The organism is Opitutia bacterium KCR 482 (genome assembly GCA_029269845.2).
Lineage (GTDB): Bacteria > Verrucomicrobiota > Verrucomicrobiia > Opitutales > Intestinicryptomonadaceae > Merdousia.
The window spans coordinates 1,338,080-1,353,182 of the sequence record CP149973.1 but is presented as its reverse complement, the minus strand read 5'-3'; the positions used below and the strand labels follow the sequence as shown (position 1 = coordinate 1,353,182).

17 protein-coding genes are annotated in these 15,103 nt (G+C 56.3%); 7 read left to right on the top strand and 10 right to left on the bottom strand.

Annotation, left to right across the window (positions count from 1 at the left end; translation table 11 throughout):
• The first annotated feature begins 101 nt into the window (after window positions 1-101).
• From P3B99_005620 to P3B99_005600, 5 genes are all read left to right on the top strand, one after another.
• Complete coding sequence (locus tag P3B99_005620; protein WYJ06690.1) at window positions 102-722, top strand: hypothetical protein; 621 nt, start codon at window positions 102-104, stop codon at window positions 720-722.
• On the top strand, window positions 659-1,597 hold the full coding sequence (locus P3B99_005615; protein WYJ06689.1) for a hypothetical protein: 939 nt from the start codon (window positions 659-661) through the stop codon (window positions 1,595-1,597). The genes P3B99_005620 and P3B99_005615 overlap by 64 nt, the downstream gene beginning before the upstream one ends.
• 128 nt (window positions 1,598-1,725) lie before the next feature.
• Window positions 1,726-3,555, top strand: a complete 1,830-nt coding sequence (gene ilvB, locus P3B99_005610; GenBank protein WYJ06688.1) for a biosynthetic-type acetolactate synthase large subunit — start codon at window positions 1,726-1,728, stop codon at window positions 3,553-3,555.
• A gap of 12 nt (window positions 3,556-3,567) precedes the next feature.
• Window positions 3,568-4,050, top strand: coding sequence for a peptidylprolyl isomerase (locus P3B99_005605; protein WYJ06687.1), 483 nt, complete (start codon window positions 3,568-3,570; stop codon window positions 4,048-4,050).
• 85 nt (window positions 4,051-4,135) lie between these two features.
• The gene (locus P3B99_005600; GenBank protein ID WYJ06686.1) at window positions 4,136-4,267 is read left to right on the top strand and encodes a hypothetical protein; all 132 of its coding nucleotides are present in this window, start codon (window positions 4,136-4,138) and stop codon (window positions 4,265-4,267) included.
• Between the two features lie 51 nt (window positions 4,268-4,318).
• On the opposite strand, the gene P3B99_005595 is transcribed toward P3B99_005600, so the two are convergent.
• Window positions 4,319-5,317, bottom strand: a complete 999-nt coding sequence (locus P3B99_005595) for a LacI family DNA-binding transcriptional regulator (protein WYJ06685.1) — start codon at window positions 5,315-5,317, stop codon at window positions 4,319-4,321.
• A 155-nt stretch (window positions 5,318-5,472) separates the two neighbouring features.
• Between P3B99_005595 and P3B99_005590 the strand changes: the two genes are divergently transcribed.
• The gene (locus P3B99_005590) at window positions 5,473-6,624 is read left to right on the top strand and encodes a glycoside hydrolase family 5 protein (GenBank protein ID WYJ06684.1); all 1,152 of its coding nucleotides are present in this window, start codon (window positions 5,473-5,475) and stop codon (window positions 6,622-6,624) included.
• Window positions 6,625-6,728: 104 nt separating this feature from the next.
• The gene (locus tag P3B99_005585; protein WYJ06683.1) at window positions 6,729-6,953 is read left to right on the top strand and encodes a DUF4032 domain-containing protein; all 225 of its coding nucleotides are present in this window, start codon (window positions 6,729-6,731) and stop codon (window positions 6,951-6,953) included.
• A gap of 244 nt (window positions 6,954-7,197) precedes the next feature.
• Here P3B99_005585 and P3B99_005580 read toward each other — a convergent pair whose 3' ends face one another.
• From P3B99_005580 to P3B99_005540, 9 genes are all read right to left on the bottom strand, one after another.
• Window positions 7,198-7,689, bottom strand: a complete 492-nt coding sequence (locus P3B99_005580) for a DUF2062 domain-containing protein (GenBank protein ID WYJ06682.1) — start codon at window positions 7,687-7,689, stop codon at window positions 7,198-7,200.
• A gap of 81 nt (window positions 7,690-7,770) precedes the next feature.
• Window positions 7,771-9,282: a sodium ion-translocating decarboxylase subunit beta gene (locus P3B99_005575; protein WYJ08443.1), complete on the bottom strand. Its 1,512-nt coding sequence runs from the start codon at window positions 9,280-9,282 to the stop codon at window positions 7,771-7,773.
• Between the two features lie 102 nt (window positions 9,283-9,384).
• The gene (locus tag P3B99_005570) at window positions 9,385-9,552 is read right to left on the bottom strand and encodes a hypothetical protein (protein ID WYJ06681.1); all 168 of its coding nucleotides are present in this window, start codon (window positions 9,550-9,552) and stop codon (window positions 9,385-9,387) included.
• Window positions 9,553-9,603: 51 nt separating this feature from the next.
• Window positions 9,604-12,378: a preprotein translocase subunit SecA gene (gene secA / locus P3B99_005565; protein ID WYJ06680.1), complete on the bottom strand. Its 2,775-nt coding sequence runs from the start codon at window positions 12,376-12,378 to the stop codon at window positions 9,604-9,606.
• A gap of 94 nt (window positions 12,379-12,472) precedes the next feature.
• Window positions 12,473-12,865, bottom strand: a complete 393-nt coding sequence (locus tag P3B99_005560; GenBank protein ID WYJ06679.1) for a hypothetical protein — start codon at window positions 12,863-12,865, stop codon at window positions 12,473-12,475.
• A gap of 135 nt (window positions 12,866-13,000) precedes the next feature.
• The gene (locus tag P3B99_005555; protein ID WYJ06678.1) at window positions 13,001-13,267 is read right to left on the bottom strand and encodes an FmdB family transcriptional regulator; all 267 of its coding nucleotides are present in this window, start codon (window positions 13,265-13,267) and stop codon (window positions 13,001-13,003) included.
• 1 nt (window position 13,268) lies between these two features.
• Window positions 13,269-13,934: a site-2 protease family protein gene (locus P3B99_005550; protein WYJ06677.1), complete on the bottom strand. Its 666-nt coding sequence runs from the start codon at window positions 13,932-13,934 to the stop codon at window positions 13,269-13,271.
• On the bottom strand, window positions 13,913-14,854 hold the full coding sequence (locus tag P3B99_005545; GenBank protein WYJ06676.1) for a hypothetical protein: 942 nt from the start codon (window positions 14,852-14,854) through the stop codon (window positions 13,913-13,915). The genes P3B99_005550 and P3B99_005545 overlap by 22 nt, the downstream gene beginning before the upstream one ends.
• A 20-nt stretch (window positions 14,855-14,874) precedes the next feature.
• Window positions 14,875-15,096 (bottom strand): zinc ribbon domain-containing protein, encoded by a 222-nt coding sequence (locus P3B99_005540; protein ID WYJ06675.1) that lies wholly within the window; start codon window positions 15,094-15,096, stop codon window positions 14,875-14,877.
• Between the last annotated feature and the right edge of the window lie 7 nt (window positions 15,097-15,103).

The following is a 15,103-nucleotide window of genomic DNA, read 5'->3' as shown; positions in this document are numbered from 1 at the left end:
TTTTGAAATTTCTTTGAAAGTCCGTTCCATTGGGGCGGACTTTTTTTTTGACAATGCGGCGGAGAATCGCCAAATGTTGCTTATTTTAACTTTTATATATTATGGAGAAGAAAAACAAAATCAAAGTAGCGGCGTTTGCCGCATTGTCGATACTTTCGGCAACGGCGTTTGCCGAAAATCTCGTGCCGGACAAGCCTTCGAAAGGCCCGAACATCTGGTGCACTTGGGGGATACAGAACGGAATCGGCGGAGAACAGGCGGAAAAAGTGCGCGAAACCGTAAAGCGCGAAATAGCGTTCGAGGGCGACCAAGGCGGCGGCGCTGACTTTGCCCGCTCGTGCATTAACGAAGATTTGATATTCGGAGAAAACGGCTGGGCGAATTTTTGGCCCGAAATTCGCAAAGATGTCTATATGCTTCTCGACGACGGCTGGGACGTTCCGTACAACACGCCCGCGAAAAAATCCGACGCATTCGGCTCGTTCGAACTTGACGAGAAAAAATTCCCGTCTTGCACGGGCAATCCCGCGCAGCGGCTCAAAACACTCAACAAAATGCTGAAAGAGCGCGGCTGGCGCGGCGCGGGTGTTTGGGTTTCCGCGCAGGCAAAGGGAGAAAACCGCAATAGCAAACTTTCGCCCGAAGCGTTGCGCAAATATTGGAAAGAGCGCGTTTTGTGGAGCATGCCGTTCCCACCGCGCCGTTTAACGATTTCGACGTAAGGAAAATGCGGGGTAGCGGCGAATTTTCGAAGACAAAGCCCAATGTTTTGTCGAATGTGGACGGCACGGTAAAATTCTCGAACGTATTCAGAACCTACGACGTGCTTCCCCCGATTGAATCTACAACCACTGTCGACCGCGCGGCGTACGAGCTTTTGAGCGGCCGAAAATCCGGCTCGCGGGCGATTCTTTCCGTCGAGAACAATATGTCGCTTTCGGTAGGCCTCGGGGCGGCTGTCGGCATTATGGACTGGGATAATGTCGTCCACGATAGCGGCGTGCGCTGGGGGGCAATCCGCGCGGTGCTTTGGCAGCGAATCGCGCCCGCAGTGCCGATGAAAGACCTCGAAATTTTCGTTTCCAAAGAACGCCTCGAAGATGTGTGGACATTCAAGCCCAATTCCGTTTGGTTCGTGGCGGCGTGGGGCAAGCCCGTAAAGCAGAGCGCGCCCGCGGTAGTTTCGCGCGGCATCGAAAATCCGAAAGTCAAGCCCCGCAACGGAATGCAGCCCTACGTTCAGGCTACGCTCCACCCCAATGGTTCGTTCGCCCTTTCTATGACTCCGCGAATGACGGCGGATTCCGACAGAATCTACACGCCATGCGCGGATGTCGATGTGAACCTCGACTGCCTTAACAGAAAAATCTGCCTGTTCGATGTCAACGGCGACATAAGCTTCAAACTCGGCACCGACAAGAAAGTGGAAGTTCTCGCACAGGATTTGCTCGAAAAAGAGGCAATCGACGTAAGCGACTCTGTAAAGATTTCGGACGGCAAACTTACCATTCCCGCAAGCCTCGGCAAGAAGATTGTCAAACGCCGCAATGGCGACCGGACGGAGGCCTATGTGCTGCTTGTCCGCGAAAAAAAATAGCCGCTGGTTGAAGATTTTTTTCGACAACCGAAAGTTCGCGTAGGGCGCACGCCAGACGCGAACTTTTTTTGTTGAAGCCGCCCGATTGTGTGTTATCTTGAAATGTTTAATAAAGTAAAGACAGCGATATGAAAAAAACGGCAAATAAAACGACTGCAAAGAAATCCGCACCCGCGCCCAAACTAATGAAGGGTACGGACGTAGTCGTAAGATGTCTCGAAAACGAGGGCGTGGACACGATTTTCGCATACCCCGGCGGCTCGATTATCGACATGCACAACGCCCTTACGCGCACGAAAAAAATAAGGGTTGTGCTTCCGCGCCACGAACAGGGCGGCGGCTTTATGGCGCAGGGATACGCGCGTTCGACGGGCAAAGTGGGCGTCTGCATGGCGACAAGCGGCCCCGGCGCAATGAACCTGCTTACGGCGATTTCGGACGCGTACATGGACAGCGTTCCGCTTGTGGCAATCACGGGGCAGGTGTTCCAGTCGCTCATCGGCAAAAGCGCGTTTCAGGAAACCGACGTTTTCGGAATGACGCTGCCGGTTGTCAAACACAGCTACTTGGTGCTCGACGCAAACGACCTTCCTCAGACAATCAGGGAGGCGTTCCTTATCGCGAAGTCGGGACGCCCCGGGCCGGTGCTTATCGACATTCCCAAAGACGTGCAGCAGCAGATGGTCTCGCCCGATTTCGACGCAAAGCCCGACCTCCCCGGACTGCCGAAAATTCCGCATGCCTCCGACGAAGAGCTTGTAAAGCTTCTCGAAATGGTCTCGCAGGCGAAGAAGCCCGTAATCTACGCGGGCGGCGGAATCATCGCGGCGGAGGCGTCGAAAGAGCTTGACGCGTTCTCGAAATATTTCGGCATACCCGTGGCGAACACGCTCATGGGCATAGGCTCGGTAAACCCGCTCGAAGACAAAAACCTCTACTGGTTCGGCATGCACGGCACGTTCGCGGGCAACAGCGCGGTTCTCAATTCCGACCTCCTGCTTGCGTTCGGCACGCGTTTTAGCGACCGCATTACGGGCACGGTTTCCAAATTCGCGCCCCACGCGAAAGTCGTGCACCTCGACATAGATTTCGCGGAACAGAACAAGAACGTAAAGGTTGCGCTCGGCGTCCACAGCGAAGTCAAGTACGCGCTCAAACGCCTGCTTGAGCTCGCAAAAAAAGGCAGGACACCCAAGCCCGACCTCTCCGAATGGCTCAATACAATCAAGTGCTGGAAAACGCGCTACCCCTATCCGTTCTCTTTCAACAAGCGCAGAAACCTCACATCGCAGGAGGCGATTTCCGCGCTCTACAAGGCGTCGGACGACAAGGTCGTGGTTACGACGGGCGTCGGGCAGCACCAGATGTGGACTCCGCAGAACTTCGTGTTCTCGAAGCCGCGCCAGTTCATCAGCTCGCTCGGCGCGGGCACGATGGGCTTCGGGCTTCCGTCGGCAATCGGCGTAAAGGCGGCGCGTCCCGAAGCGAACGTCGTGGACGTTGACGGCGACGGCTCGTTTCAGATGAACATTCAGGAAATGGCGACGGCGGTCGCGGAAAAGCTGCCCGTCAAGGTGCTTCTGCTCAACAACCAGTTCCTCGGAATGGTCATGCAGTGGGAGGACATGATGTACGGCGGCACGCGCGGCAATACCGACCTTTCCCTCGACCCGAACAATCAGGGCGGGCCCGACAACCTCGATGCAATCTACCCCGACTACCGCAAAATAGCCGAGGGCTACGGCTGGGCGTGCAAACGCGTGTCGAAGCGCGAAGAGCTTGATTCGGCAATGCGCGAAATGCTCGCCTCAAAGAAGCCCTACCTGCTCGAAGTGGTCGTAGAGCACGACGAACACGTTCTGCCCTTCATTCCCCCGGGCAAGTCGGCGCAGGACATCATCGTTGAATGCCAGTCGTGCCCGAAATTCAGGGGCTGCGAAATTGCAAAACACAAATAGAAAGGAATTATAATGAACGAAAACACTTTCGTAATTCTTAAAACAACACAGGGCGACATCAAGCTGAAGCTCTTCCCGAAAATCGCGCCCAAGGCGTGCGAAAACTTCGTTAAGCTCGCGCAAAAGGGCTACTACGACGGCATCATCTTCCACCGCGTAATCAGGGATTTCATGATTCAGGGCGGCGACCCCACGGGAAGCGGCTGCGGCGGACAGTCCGTCTGGGGACGCGCGTTCGAGGACGAGTGCGACCCCAACGTCGGCTTCGACAAGCAGGGACTTCTTGCAATGGCGAACGCAGGCCCCGGCACAAACGGCAGCCAGTTCTTCATCACGACAGTTCCCACGCCGTGGCTGCACATGCACCACACTATTTTCGGCGAAGTCGCCGAGGGCTACGAAGTCGTAAAGAAGATTGAAAACTGCGAAACGGGCTTCATGGACAGACCCGTCGAAGAGCAGAAAATTCTTTCGGCGGAAGTCGTCGAAGCGTAGCGCGGATTTTTCCGTTTTGAAGCGGCGTCGGGCGTTTTTCCCGCGCCGCTTTTTTTATATTTTGCCATTACACGCGGACAATACAATGCGCGTTAAGGGCAAGTCGCCCAAGGGCACCGTGAAGACCAAGGGCACCGTGAAGACGAAAGTCTGCGATATGTCGGGCGCGGGCAACTTCAAAAGCGGCGACCCCAAAACATTCTCGATATTCTTCTAACGCGCTCTCCGCGCGCCCCGACTCCAAAGCAAAAAAACGCTCGGCGGCTTTTTATTTCCACTTCGGCTCTATTGCGGTTTCGGCGACGGGCGCGGCGTATCCGCGCAAAATTTCTGCAAGCGTAAGAACCGCAAGCTTCCCGACTTCGCTTTGATTTTTTATCGCTCCCGTTTCGGGCGAAAAATAGCGTTCGTCGTAGTGGAAGAATTTCGGCTTTTTTGACGGGCGCAAATCCGCGCTTTCGATTGTGTCGGAAATATCCGTCGAATAGCTGAAAACCGCGTCGGGCGAATGCCTGCCTATGTATTCCTCAAGCCGCTTCAAGTTGTTTTTTTCGTCGCGCCCGAAAAACAGCGGCGGAATCGGATGCGCGTTTTTGCGCGCAAGCTGCGCGCGCAAAAAGCCGCCCGAAAATTTCCCGTTTTCGTAGCTGTCGGCAAAGCGCTCCACGACAAACCCGACGCGCCTGTATCCCGCGCGGATTATGCGCTCTGTGAAGCCGCGCGTAATCAAAAACCTGTCCATGTAGACCGACTTCTCCACGGGCGCGTTAGCCCGCACGCCCATCGATACGAACTTGAATTTGCCGAGAACCTTTTTGAAGTTTTCTGGAATGCTGTCCTTGTAGTAGTGCCCGAAAATAATCCCGCCGCGAATGCCCCTCGCCGACATGATTTTCTCGAACTTGCTTGGCGTGAAATTTTTTTCGCCGAGCCAAATGTCGCACACATTCAGACCGAGCCGCTCCGCCTGCCGCTTTGCCGCCGCCACATACCTTGCTATTGCCGAATACGATTTCGATACGTCGCGCACGCTTTTTGTGTTTACAAATGCGACCGTCTCGATGTTCGGGCGCGATGACCTCACCGCCGACATTGTGCGTGAAAGCGGCTCGTTCCGCCTGTATCCGCACTTGTCGGCGGCGGCGCGTATTTTTGCCCGAAGTTTTTCGGACACATATCCCGAACCCGACAGCGCGCGCGACACGCTGCTTGCGGAGCATTTTGCAAGCGCGGCAACGGCTTCGAGGTTTTTTCTCTTACTGGGCATGTCGGTATTTTTTTTAGCGCAATTTTAAATTCAATTTTGCAAAAAATTATAAATGCGTCAAATGCAATATGCAACGGTTGCATATTTTTAAGCCTTGAAAAGTTTGACGCCGCGCGTCGGCGGTGCGATTCTCGCTTGAAGAAAGGTTTTGCGTTATGATGAAATTTACGACACTCGTTTTTTTTGCATTTTTGCTTTTGTCTGCTGCGGGGCTTTGTGCCGCCGAGTTTGACGGCTTTCGCTGCGGCATGGGCGTAGGCGGCTGGCTGACAAACTACAAGCGTCCGAATGTTCTGCCCGACGACCAAAAGTTTAAAATCACCGTCGGCGACCTCGAACATTTCGAATCGTACATTGCCGAAGCCGATGTCGCATACATAGCGTCGCTCGGCTTCGACCATGTGCGCTTGGGCTTCGACCAAATCGTCGTGGAGGAGTCGCCGCGCGTCTACCGCGAGTCCGCAATGCGGCAGATGCAGAATTTTGTAAAATGGGCAAAGGCGCACAAGCTGAACGTCGTGCTGAACTTGCACAAGGCGGTCGGCAACTATTGCGACGTTCCCGAGAGCGCGACGCTCCTCGATTCTCCCGAACTGCGCGCGCGCTTTGTCGCGTTGTGGGTTGAGATGGAGCGCAGGTTTGCGTCCGAGCCGCAGGTTGCGTTCGAGCTTCTCAACGAGGTTCTGAACGTGCCGCCCGAAAAATGGAATTCGCTTGCGGCGGAAACGGTGGCGGCAATCCGCGCGGAAAACCCGACGCGCAAAATAATCGTCGGCTCCACGTCGTGGAATTCCGCGTGGCGGCTCAAAGACCTGCGGCTCTTCGACGACCCCAACGTAATCTACACATTTCATTTTTACGAGCCGTATGTCTTCACCCACCAGCGCGGCGTTTTGCAGGCAAAGCCGCTTGCCTACAACAGGGTTATGCGCTATCCGTCCGACATCAAGCCGTATGCGGAGTTTTCCGAATTTTGCGGAGACAAAAACCCCTACGGAAGCGCGGAGCGCATGGACAGGGCGTGGCTCGAAAAAATGCTCTCGCCGGCAATCGCGTTCGCAAAAAAACACCCCGAAAAAATTTTGTGGTGCGGCGAATTCGGGACAATCCGCCACGCGCCGAAAGAGTCGCGCGAAAACTACATGCGCGACGTAATTTCAATCCTCAAAGAAAACGGAATTTCCTATTGCGTCTGGAATTATCTTAGCACGCCCAACGACGGCAACAGGTTCAGCCTTGTGGACGACGACACGCGGAAAATTCTTTCGCCGGAGCTTGCGGAAATTCTCGTCGGTCGCGCAAAGTGATTCGCCGCAGTCGGCGGTTTTTCTCGGCGTTAGAATTTGCTTGCAGTCGGGGGCGGGCGTGGCACACTCTTGCCTACAACAAGGATTATAGGACACCCCAATTTATGACCAAACGAACAAGGCTGAAATCGACTACTCCCGACGATACGTCGTTGCGCCGTTCGAGCGTTTACCGCGAATTTCTCGCGGAGCGCGAGGAAATTCTCAAACACAAATGGCTCGAATCCGAAAAGGCGGGGCATGACATCGGCTACGACAGAGCCCTTCTCGATTGGATTATGAACCATCGCGAAAAGTGGCGCGCCGCACACCGCGCGGAGTCGAAATAAAAACAAATGAAACGCCCGAAATCGGGTGTTTTTTTGTGTCTTTGCGCGGCGGTTTTGCAAGTTTGCGCCGACGTTTTTTTTGATGTGGGGTGAAGTTTGCCGCGCTCTTTTGCGGCGTTTCCGCGCGGTAGGAATAGGCAAACAGGACGGGGCGGATTTCCCCCGCAGCACAAAAAATCCCGACAGCTTTTGCCGTCGGGAATTGTCCGGAAATTGCCTTTTTCAACGCCTTGGCTTTGCGCGGTTATTTTGCCGCCGCCTGCTTTGCGTTTTTGTTTCTGTATTTTTCGACGAGCTTTTTTATGCCGAAGTATGTAATCGGCGTCGTCGCCGCCGCGAACACGAAGCCTCCCGCAAAGAAAGCCGCAACGAGGTTTCCGCCGAGCGCGAGCAGCGAGTTCCAATCCTGCTTGTCGAGAACTTCCGACATCGCGCTTGTGATGTCGCCGTACGAAAGCGGGTTGCCGATCAGCATCGAGCCGAAATAGCATTGCAGCGGGTAAATCAGGAAAATCGTGAAGTGGTTTGTGATGAACGTTCCCACGACCGCCCCGATTTTGCTCCCGCGCAGCAGAAACGCCGCGGGCACGGAGAAGAAAAGCTGCACGCCGAACGGCAGCAGGCAGCCGAAAAACATTCCCACCGCCCAGCCGCGCGCGATGTATTCGGGCGACGCCTTTTCGTGCACGATTTTGCGGTAGAGTTGGAGGTATTTCCTTTTTATGTATCTTTTCAAGAGTGTTTCTCCCGTTTGACTTTGCGGCAAGCCGCCGATATTTGAAGTGGAAAAATCGAATATCGGCGGGCGCGTGTCAATTTATTTCGCAGCTATCGTCGAAATGAAGTATCCCGCGACGAGCGCGGTGCCGATAACCCCCGCGACGTTCGGGCCCATTGCGTGCATGAGCAGGAAGTTCGACGGGTCGGCTTTTTGTCCCTCGATTTGCGAGACTCTTGCCGCCATGGGCACCGCCGAGACTCCCGCCGAGCCGATGAGAGGGTTGATTTTGTCTTTGAGGAACAGGTTCATGCACTTTGCCATGACGACCCCCGCCGCCGTGGAGAAGCCGAACGCCACGACGCCCAGCGCGAGAATCGAAAGCGTTTCGACGCGTATGAACCTGTCGCCCGTCATCGTGATGCCGACCGACGTTCCGAGGAAAATCGTCGTTACATTTATAAGCTCGTTTTGCGCCGCCTTGCTGAGGCGTTCGCAGACGCCGCATTCGCGCAGGAAATTGCCGAGCATGAGCATGCCGACAAGCGCGGAGACGTCGGGCACAAGCAGAATGCAGGTGATTGAAACCACGAGCGCAAACACGAGCTTTTCCACTTTTCCTACCTTGCGCATGCTCTTCATTCTGATTTTGCGTTCCGCCTCGGTTGTGAGCGCGCGCATAATCGGCGGCTGGATAATCGGCACAAGAGCCATGTAGCTGTACGCGGCGACGGCAATCGGCGCAAGCAAATCGGGCGCGAGCTTGTTGGTTATGAAAATCGAAGTCGGCCCGTCCGCGCCGCCGATAATGCCTATTGACGCGGCTTCGGGAGCGGTGAATTTAAGGAACATCGCGCCGATGAACGTCGCGAAAACCCCGAACTGCGCCGCGCCGCCGAGAATGAGCGTCTTGGGGTTTGCGATAAGCGGGCCGAAGTCCGTCAACGCGCCGACGCCGAGGAAAATCAACGGCGGGAAGATTTCGAGCAGCACGCCCATTTGCAGGTAGTAGTACAGACCGCCCGTGCGCGGGCTGTACACGTCTACGATTGTCTCGCCGTTTTCGAGCCTGTCGCCAGCCGACGCCGCGACTTCCACGACGTCGCCCGACGCCGACGCCCAGACAAGAATGTCGTCCGCGCCGAGCAGGAGCTTTTGCCCCCTGAAATCGACTTCGAATTTTTCGGACGCCGCCTGTGTTCCCGCGCTCTTTGAGGGCGAAACTACCGCAAGCAAATCCGGAATGCCCTTCGCCTTTTTGAAGACGTCGGAACGCCCTTCGGGCGAGGTGATGTCGGCGAGTTCTTCGAAATAGTCGGCGACCGCGCGTCCCGCCTTATCCGGCGGAAGCCCCGACTCCGCCGCTATTTCCCCGACGGTTTTCGGCAAATGCTTTACAACGCGCGGCACGAAAACCGCGTCGCCTTTCGAGACGAAAACGTTTTTTACAATCGCGGCTTCGGGCGAAATTACCGCCCCCGCGGGCTTGTTCACGACGCCCTCCGTGGGGAGGTTGGCAAGCAGCGCGCCGAACGCGATGGGGATTAGAAGAAGCGGCTCGAACTCCTTGCAAACCGCAAGGTAGAAGAGCGCGCACACGATCGCCCACATCACAATCATGCGCCAGTCTACATACAGAAATCCCGTTTCGAGGAAAAGTTCACACAAACTGTCAATCATAATAATTCTTTCCCATTAACTTTTTGTTGCGCTCTATTGCTTGTTTTTGTTGTCTATCGACTCGAAAAACTTTCCGATTATCGTAGTGCACATTGCAAGTACTGATAGAATAACCATTACTATTAAAAATCCCACTCCGCAAAACGACGCCATTTGCGATAGCGTCATGTTGAGCGGGACTGCGCCTGCAAGAATGTTCATTTTGTTTCCTTTTTTGTATTGTTGTAGTTTCGTTTTTGGGGTTGAAATGCGTCAGCGCACAAGGCTCTTTCGGCGTTCGCGCGAGGTAGAGTCGGGGATTGCCGCCGCCGCGTTGTCGGCGAACCGCTTTATGCGCCCGAACAGCGACTTTCTGAAACCGCCCCAGAATTCCGTGAACGAGTCGAACGCCTCGCGCTCGAATTCGCAGTAGGGGTCTTTCTGGGCGTAGCCGCGCAGGTAGATTGCCTCGCGCAGGTTTTCGAGCCGCGCAAGGTGGTCGCGCCAAGCCGAGTCGAGCGCGGACAGCGCGGCGTAGCGTTTGATTTTAAGCGCGTTTTCCGCGCCGAAAATTTCGAGCGATTTTTCGAGCGACTCCTCCGCCCGACTTGCGAGCGTTTCGGCGATGTCCGCCTTTCGCCGGACTCCGAATTCGAACGCGTCCGCGGCGAACGCGAACCCGGAGCGCAGGGAGATTTCGAGAGCCGCGATGTCGGCGTCGGAAATGTCCATGTCTTCGGCGGGGAGCGCCTCAAAAACGGCGTCGGATACCGCGCGGCGCAGGGCGTCGGACATGAACGCGCCGAGCTGTTCGTCTGAGAGTATTTCGTCGCGCGCGGCGTATGTGGCGGCTCGCTGTTTGTTGGCGGGATTGTCGAAGCGAAGCATGTTTTTGCGGGCGGCGGAGTAGTCGCCCTCCAATTTGTCCTGCGTCTTTTCGACGAGCCGCGCAAAGAGCGGGTGGTAGAACGGCACGCCCTTGCGGTGCCTTTTTTGAAGCGCGTTCTGGAATGGCGAAACGTCGGCGTACTTGCGGAAAATTTCGTCCTCCAAGCTGACGATGAACTGCGTCTGCCCGTTGTCGCCCTGCCGGGCGCATCTGCCCATGAGCTGCCTGTCTATTCGCCGCGAGTAGTTGTGCTCGGAGGCTATCACGAAAAGTCCGCCAAGCTCGTTTACGCCGTCGCCGAGTTTGATTTCGGTGCCGCGCCCCGCCATGTTGGTTGCTATCGTAATCATGCCGCGCCCGCCCGCGCGCGCAACAAGCTCCGCCTCGCGGGCGTCGTGCTTTGCGTTGAGCAGGTTGTGGGGTACGCCCGCAATTTTCAGCATGCGCGAAAGCGTTTCGGATTCCTCCACGCTCGACGTTCCCACGAGCACGGGGCGTCCCTGCGCCCGCACCGATTTTACGGTTTCGACAATCCGCGCGAATTTTTCCGCCCGCGTTAGGAAAACGATGTCGGGGTTGTCGATTCGCACGCAGGGCTTGTTCGGCGGAATTTCGAGCGCGGACATTTTGTAGGTTTCGGCGAATTCTTCGGAAAGCTCCGACGCCGTGCCAGTCATGCCCGAAAGGTACGCGTACATGCGGAAATAGTTTTGGATTGAAACCGTGGCGTAGGTGATGTTTTCCGCGCCGATTTTCAGCCCCTCCTTGGCCTCCACCGCCTGATGGAGCCCGTCGCTCCAACGGCGTCCCTCCATGACTCTGCCCGTGTTGGGGTCTACTATTTCGATTTTCCCGTTGCGGACAATGTAGTCTACGTCGCGCTCGTAGAGCGAGAACGCGCGGAGCAGCTGCGAGACGAGTTGCAGGCGTTCCGCCGTCTTCGAGACGGCTTCGGCGGTTTCGGATTTCCGCGCCGCCTTTTCGGCGGGCGAAAGCGACGCGTCGGCGTCGATTGCCCGCAGCCTCGCTTCGGCGTCGGGGAATGTGAAAGCGTCGGGGTTGTCGGGTTCGAGGAAATCCTGCCCATTTTTCGTGAGGGAGGCTGTGTTGTTTTTTTCGTCAACGCAGTAGAACAGCCCTTCGGAGATTTCGCGCTTTTTGAATTCGCCCAAGTTCGTGTCGAGCGCGGTTTGGAGCTTTTCGAGCGCGACATTGGCAAGCCCCGTTTTTAGAATGCGTTTGAGCATTTTGTTGCGCGGCGCACCGTATTTTACCTGCGCGATTTTCCCCAAGTCGGACTCGTCGAACGCGCCCGCTTTCGTGATTTTTGCGAGGACTTCGCCTGCGATTGCCCCGCATAGCTTGTTCTGCTCGGCGACGAGCGCGCGTATTTTCGGCAGGATTTTTTCGAAGGGGTTTTCCGAGGCTTCGTCGTCGCCGCCCGAAATTATGAGCGGCGTGCGGGCTTCGTCCACAAGTACGGAGTCGGCCTCGTCGACAAGGCAGTAGAAGAATCCGCGCTGCACCTTTTCGCCGGCGGATTGGGTCGTGGAGTTGTCGCGCAAATAGTCGAAGCCGAATTCGGCGGCAGTGCCGTAGGTTATGTCTGCCAAGTAGGCGCGTTTTTTGTCCTCCGCCGACTGCCCCGCGTAGACGAAATCGCACGAAAGCCCGAGAGCGGAGTAGAGCGGGCGCATCCACTCGCAGTCGCGCCGCGCAAGGTATTCGTTGACCGTCGCGATGTGGCAGCCCCTGCCGAAAAGCGCGTAGACGAACGCGGGGAGAGTTGCGATTAGCGTTTTGCCCTCGCCCGTCGCGATTTCGCAGACGGAGTTTCGGGCGAGCGCAATGCCCGCCTGCAACTGGACGCGGTAATGCACCATGTCCCATTTTTCTTCGCGTCCGCAGACCGAAAAGCTTTCGCCCGAAATCAGCCGCGCCGCCGTCCGCGCGAGCGCGAACGCTTCGGGCAGGATTTTTTCAAGACGTTCGCCGCCCGCGATTCTGCGCCTGAATTCCCCCGTCTTCGCGGGGAGGTCGGGCTTTCCGAAAGCCGCGTATTGTTTTTCGAACCGCTCTATGTTGCGGATAATTTTTGCCGTTTTGCGCATGAAATTCGCGTTTTTCAACCGCGCGAACAGCGATGTAATGTTTGCCATTTTTTTAGTTTGCAAGTGTTGCGCGGGCGGAATGCGCCAGCATTTGTGCCAAGCTCCGCCGATGCGGAGCGAGTGCGTGGGCTTGCAAACTAATTCAGATTAGCAGCGCGAACGGGCGCGTTCTGAACGCGTCCAACGGAATGTTCGCATTCGGGGATTTCGACAGGCGCGTTTGGGCATGCGCCGCCGCCGACAGAAATATTTTGTAAAACGCCGCCGAAATTACCGCGGTCAGCGCGCATAAAACGAAAGCCGACGCAAGCGAAGAGTCTCCCAAGACGTCGCGCCTTTTGCCCCTCAGTTTGTCGGGCACGGAATAGTTTACTATCGGAGCTACGGCGTGTAGCTCGCCCGCTTCGGACGAAAGGACGAACGCCGAGTCCGACTGCGGCGCGGAGCTTGCCGTGGCGGGGTTGCACAATGCCGCGCCCGTCAGGAAATATATTCCCGACAGCAGGAAAAACAGTGCGGCAAATGCGGATTTCATTTCTGTAATTTTTCAATCACGGCGGCGCGACTTGTCAACCCAATATTGGGGAATTTGCGGCGGCGCGGCGAAGGGCTGGGCTTGTCGGGGCTCGGCTTCCAGCTGTCGCGGCGTCTTGCGCGGCGAAAGTCGGGGCTATTTTTCCTCGTAGTATTTGCCCGAAATTTTGTCTTTTTTCAGCACGCGGAAGCCCGCGGCGCGTATGCGCCCCATGTCGGAAAGCGATTTCTCTTTGCCTGCGGTATATTCTATATTGATGTTGGGCTTGTCGAAAATCCTCCTGACGGGCTTGCCGTTTTCGGGGTGCTTTGTTATCGGCTTCGACGAGATGGACTGTTCGACCTCGAAAATTTCGCCGTCCGAGCCGTCCGCCTCTATTGTTGCGTATTTGTAAATCGGCATGTTATTTGAAGATTGAAATTGCAAGCGACGCCCCCGCGAAAAACAGCGCGGCGAGGTATCCGACCGCCGACATTATGATTTTCGACGTAAGCGGCACGTTCAGCAGAACGAGCAGAATCACGATTCCCCAGCGCGACACCGCCGCGAGCGTCTCCTCCGAAATGTTCGTGAAACGGCGCAAAAATACGCTGCCGTCGAGCGGCGGCACGGGAATCATGTTTATGACGAAAAGCACGCAGTTGACGTAAATCGAAAGCGCGGCGACCTCCGCAAAATCGGGGAGTTTCGCGATTTCGAACGCCGCAAGCAACGCCGCCGACACGCCCGCCAAAACAAGGTTCATCGATACCCCGCCGAGCGTCGAAAGGAAGTCTACGCGTTTGCGCGTCGCGGGGTTGTCGAGCATAATCCGCACAGGCTTTCCCCAGCCGAAGACCATCGGGAAGCCGCTTCGCATAGTAAGCGCGATTGTAAGAATCGGCAGGATTACGGTTCCCAGCATGTCCATGTGCACAATCGGGTTGAGCGTCGTGCGCCCGTCCATGCGCGGAAGCCTGTCGCCGAGCTTGTCGGCAACGATTGCGTGCCCGTATTCGTGCATGGTGATTGCAATAAGAAGCAGAATGTAGAGGATTCCGCCCGTTCTTATTTCCGAAAGAAGGTCCATTGAAAGTCGCTTTCCGTCTTGGTTTGCTCCGCGCCGTTTTTTGCGGAGTCTATGATTTCGATAAGTTTGCGTTTGTCGGCTTGGAGGGCTGGCGCGTCGATTGTTTTGAGAGCTTCCCGCGCCTCGGCATCGCGCCCAAGCTCGACGAGTACCCGCGCCCTGTTTGCCTTTGCGGTTTGTTTGTCTATGTTGAGGGGCGAAAATTTTTCAAGCACAATCTCCCACTGGCGCAGGGCTTCGTTCCAGTCCGCTCTGCCGAGGTCGTAGAAAGAGAGCGCGTATTTTTTGCGGATTTCCCCGTTTTCGGGTTCAAGCTCAGCCGCGCGCGCGTAGGACTGCGAAAGCTCGGCGTCGAGCGCGGCTTGCGAAAATCCGTGTTTTGCGATAAGCTCCTCGCGGAAGAATAGAATCAGCTGCGCGAGTTGCAGTCGGTAGACGGAATTTTCGGGCGCGAGCGACACCGCCGCGCGGATATTGTCGTACGCGTGTTTCGCAAGCCCGTGTTCGGCTTCGTAGTTTGCAAGCTGCTGTTTTACGACGGGCAGGTTCGGCGACAGCGCGTCGGCATGCGAAAACTGCTTGTACGAAAGCTCGTCGTCGCCCGTGGCGCGGAGGAATTTTCCGTTGAGCACAAGCGCGTCCACGTCGTCGGGAAACTCAGCCAGATATTCCGCCCAAAGCGCGTCGATTTTGCTTTTGAGCGACAGCGCGTCGGAGCGGCTCATGCGCGATTTTCCCCTTATGCGCTCGAAAAACCTGTCCTGCTCCTCGATGATGTCGAGAAGTTTTTTCTGCGACAGCGTGTAGGCGTATTCCGACCTGTCGGGGCGCGGTGCGTCGCCCGACGAGCACGAGCAAAGCCCGGCCGTCGCAATCGCGGCGGCGGCAAGCGCGGGAACGATGTCGGAAAGTTTCGGCATTGCGCGGCGGGTGTTTGGGCTTAGTGTCCGCAGCCGCAGTGTCCGCAGCAGCAGCCGTGCGAGTGTCCGCCGCCGCCCGAATGTTTGCACGCCGCCGACGATTTTACCGACACCGCAAAGCCCGACACGAGCTTCGAAAGGTTCTTCGACCCGCATTTGGGGCATGCGGGTTTTTGCGTTCCGCGGACGAGGGCTTCGAAGCTTTCGCCGCATTTTTTGCACTTGTATTCGTAGATTGGCATTTTTTTG

What these genes read in the sequence shown, in the direction of transcription:
- P3B99_005600 (WYJ06686.1), top strand. Translation starts at nt 4,136, where the DNA reads ATGCGCGTTAAGGGCAAGTCGCCCAAGGGCACCGTGAAGACCAAGGGC.
- P3B99_005540 (WYJ06675.1), bottom strand. Translation starts at nt 15,096, where the DNA reads ATGCCAATCTACGAATACAAGTGCAAAAAATGCGGCGAAAGCTTCGAA.
- P3B99_005605 (WYJ06687.1), top strand. Translation starts at nt 3,568, where the DNA reads ATGAACGAAAACACTTTCGTAATTCTTAAAACAACACAGGGCGACATC.
- P3B99_005545 (WYJ06676.1), bottom strand. Translation starts at nt 14,854, where the DNA reads ATGCCGAAACTTTCCGACATCGTTCCCGCGCTTGCCGCCGCCGCGATT.
- P3B99_005575 (WYJ08443.1), bottom strand. Translation starts at nt 9,282, where the DNA reads ATGTGGGCGATCGTGTGCGCGCTCTTCTACCTTGCGGTTTGCAAGGAG.
- P3B99_005590 (WYJ06684.1), top strand. Translation starts at nt 5,473, where the DNA reads ATGATGAAATTTACGACACTCGTTTTTTTTGCATTTTTGCTTTTGTCT.
- P3B99_005585 (WYJ06683.1), top strand. Translation starts at nt 6,729, where the DNA reads ATGACCAAACGAACAAGGCTGAAATCGACTACTCCCGACGATACGTCG.
- P3B99_005620 (WYJ06690.1), top strand. Translation starts at nt 102, where the DNA reads ATGGAGAAGAAAAACAAAATCAAAGTAGCGGCGTTTGCCGCATTGTCG.
- P3B99_005550 (WYJ06677.1), bottom strand. Translation starts at nt 13,934, where the DNA reads ATGGACCTTCTTTCGGAAATAAGAACGGGCGGAATCCTCTACATTCTG.
- P3B99_005570 (WYJ06681.1), bottom strand. Translation starts at nt 9,552, where the DNA reads ATGAACATTCTTGCAGGCGCAGTCCCGCTCAACATGACGCTATCGCAA.
- P3B99_005560 (WYJ06679.1), bottom strand. Translation starts at nt 12,865, where the DNA reads ATGAAATCCGCATTTGCCGCACTGTTTTTCCTGCTGTCGGGAATATAT.
- P3B99_005595 (WYJ06685.1), bottom strand. Translation starts at nt 5,317, where the DNA reads ATGCCCAGTAAGAGAAAAAACCTCGAAGCCGTTGCCGCGCTTGCAAAA.
- P3B99_005555 (WYJ06678.1), bottom strand. Translation starts at nt 13,267, where the DNA reads ATGCCGATTTACAAATACGCAACAATAGAGGCGGACGGCTCGGACGGC.
- secA (WYJ06680.1), bottom strand. Translation starts at nt 12,378, where the DNA reads ATGGCAAACATTACATCGCTGTTCGCGCGGTTGAAAAACGCGAATTTC.
- ilvB (WYJ06688.1), top strand. Translation starts at nt 1,726, where the DNA reads ATGAAAAAAACGGCAAATAAAACGACTGCAAAGAAATCCGCACCCGCG.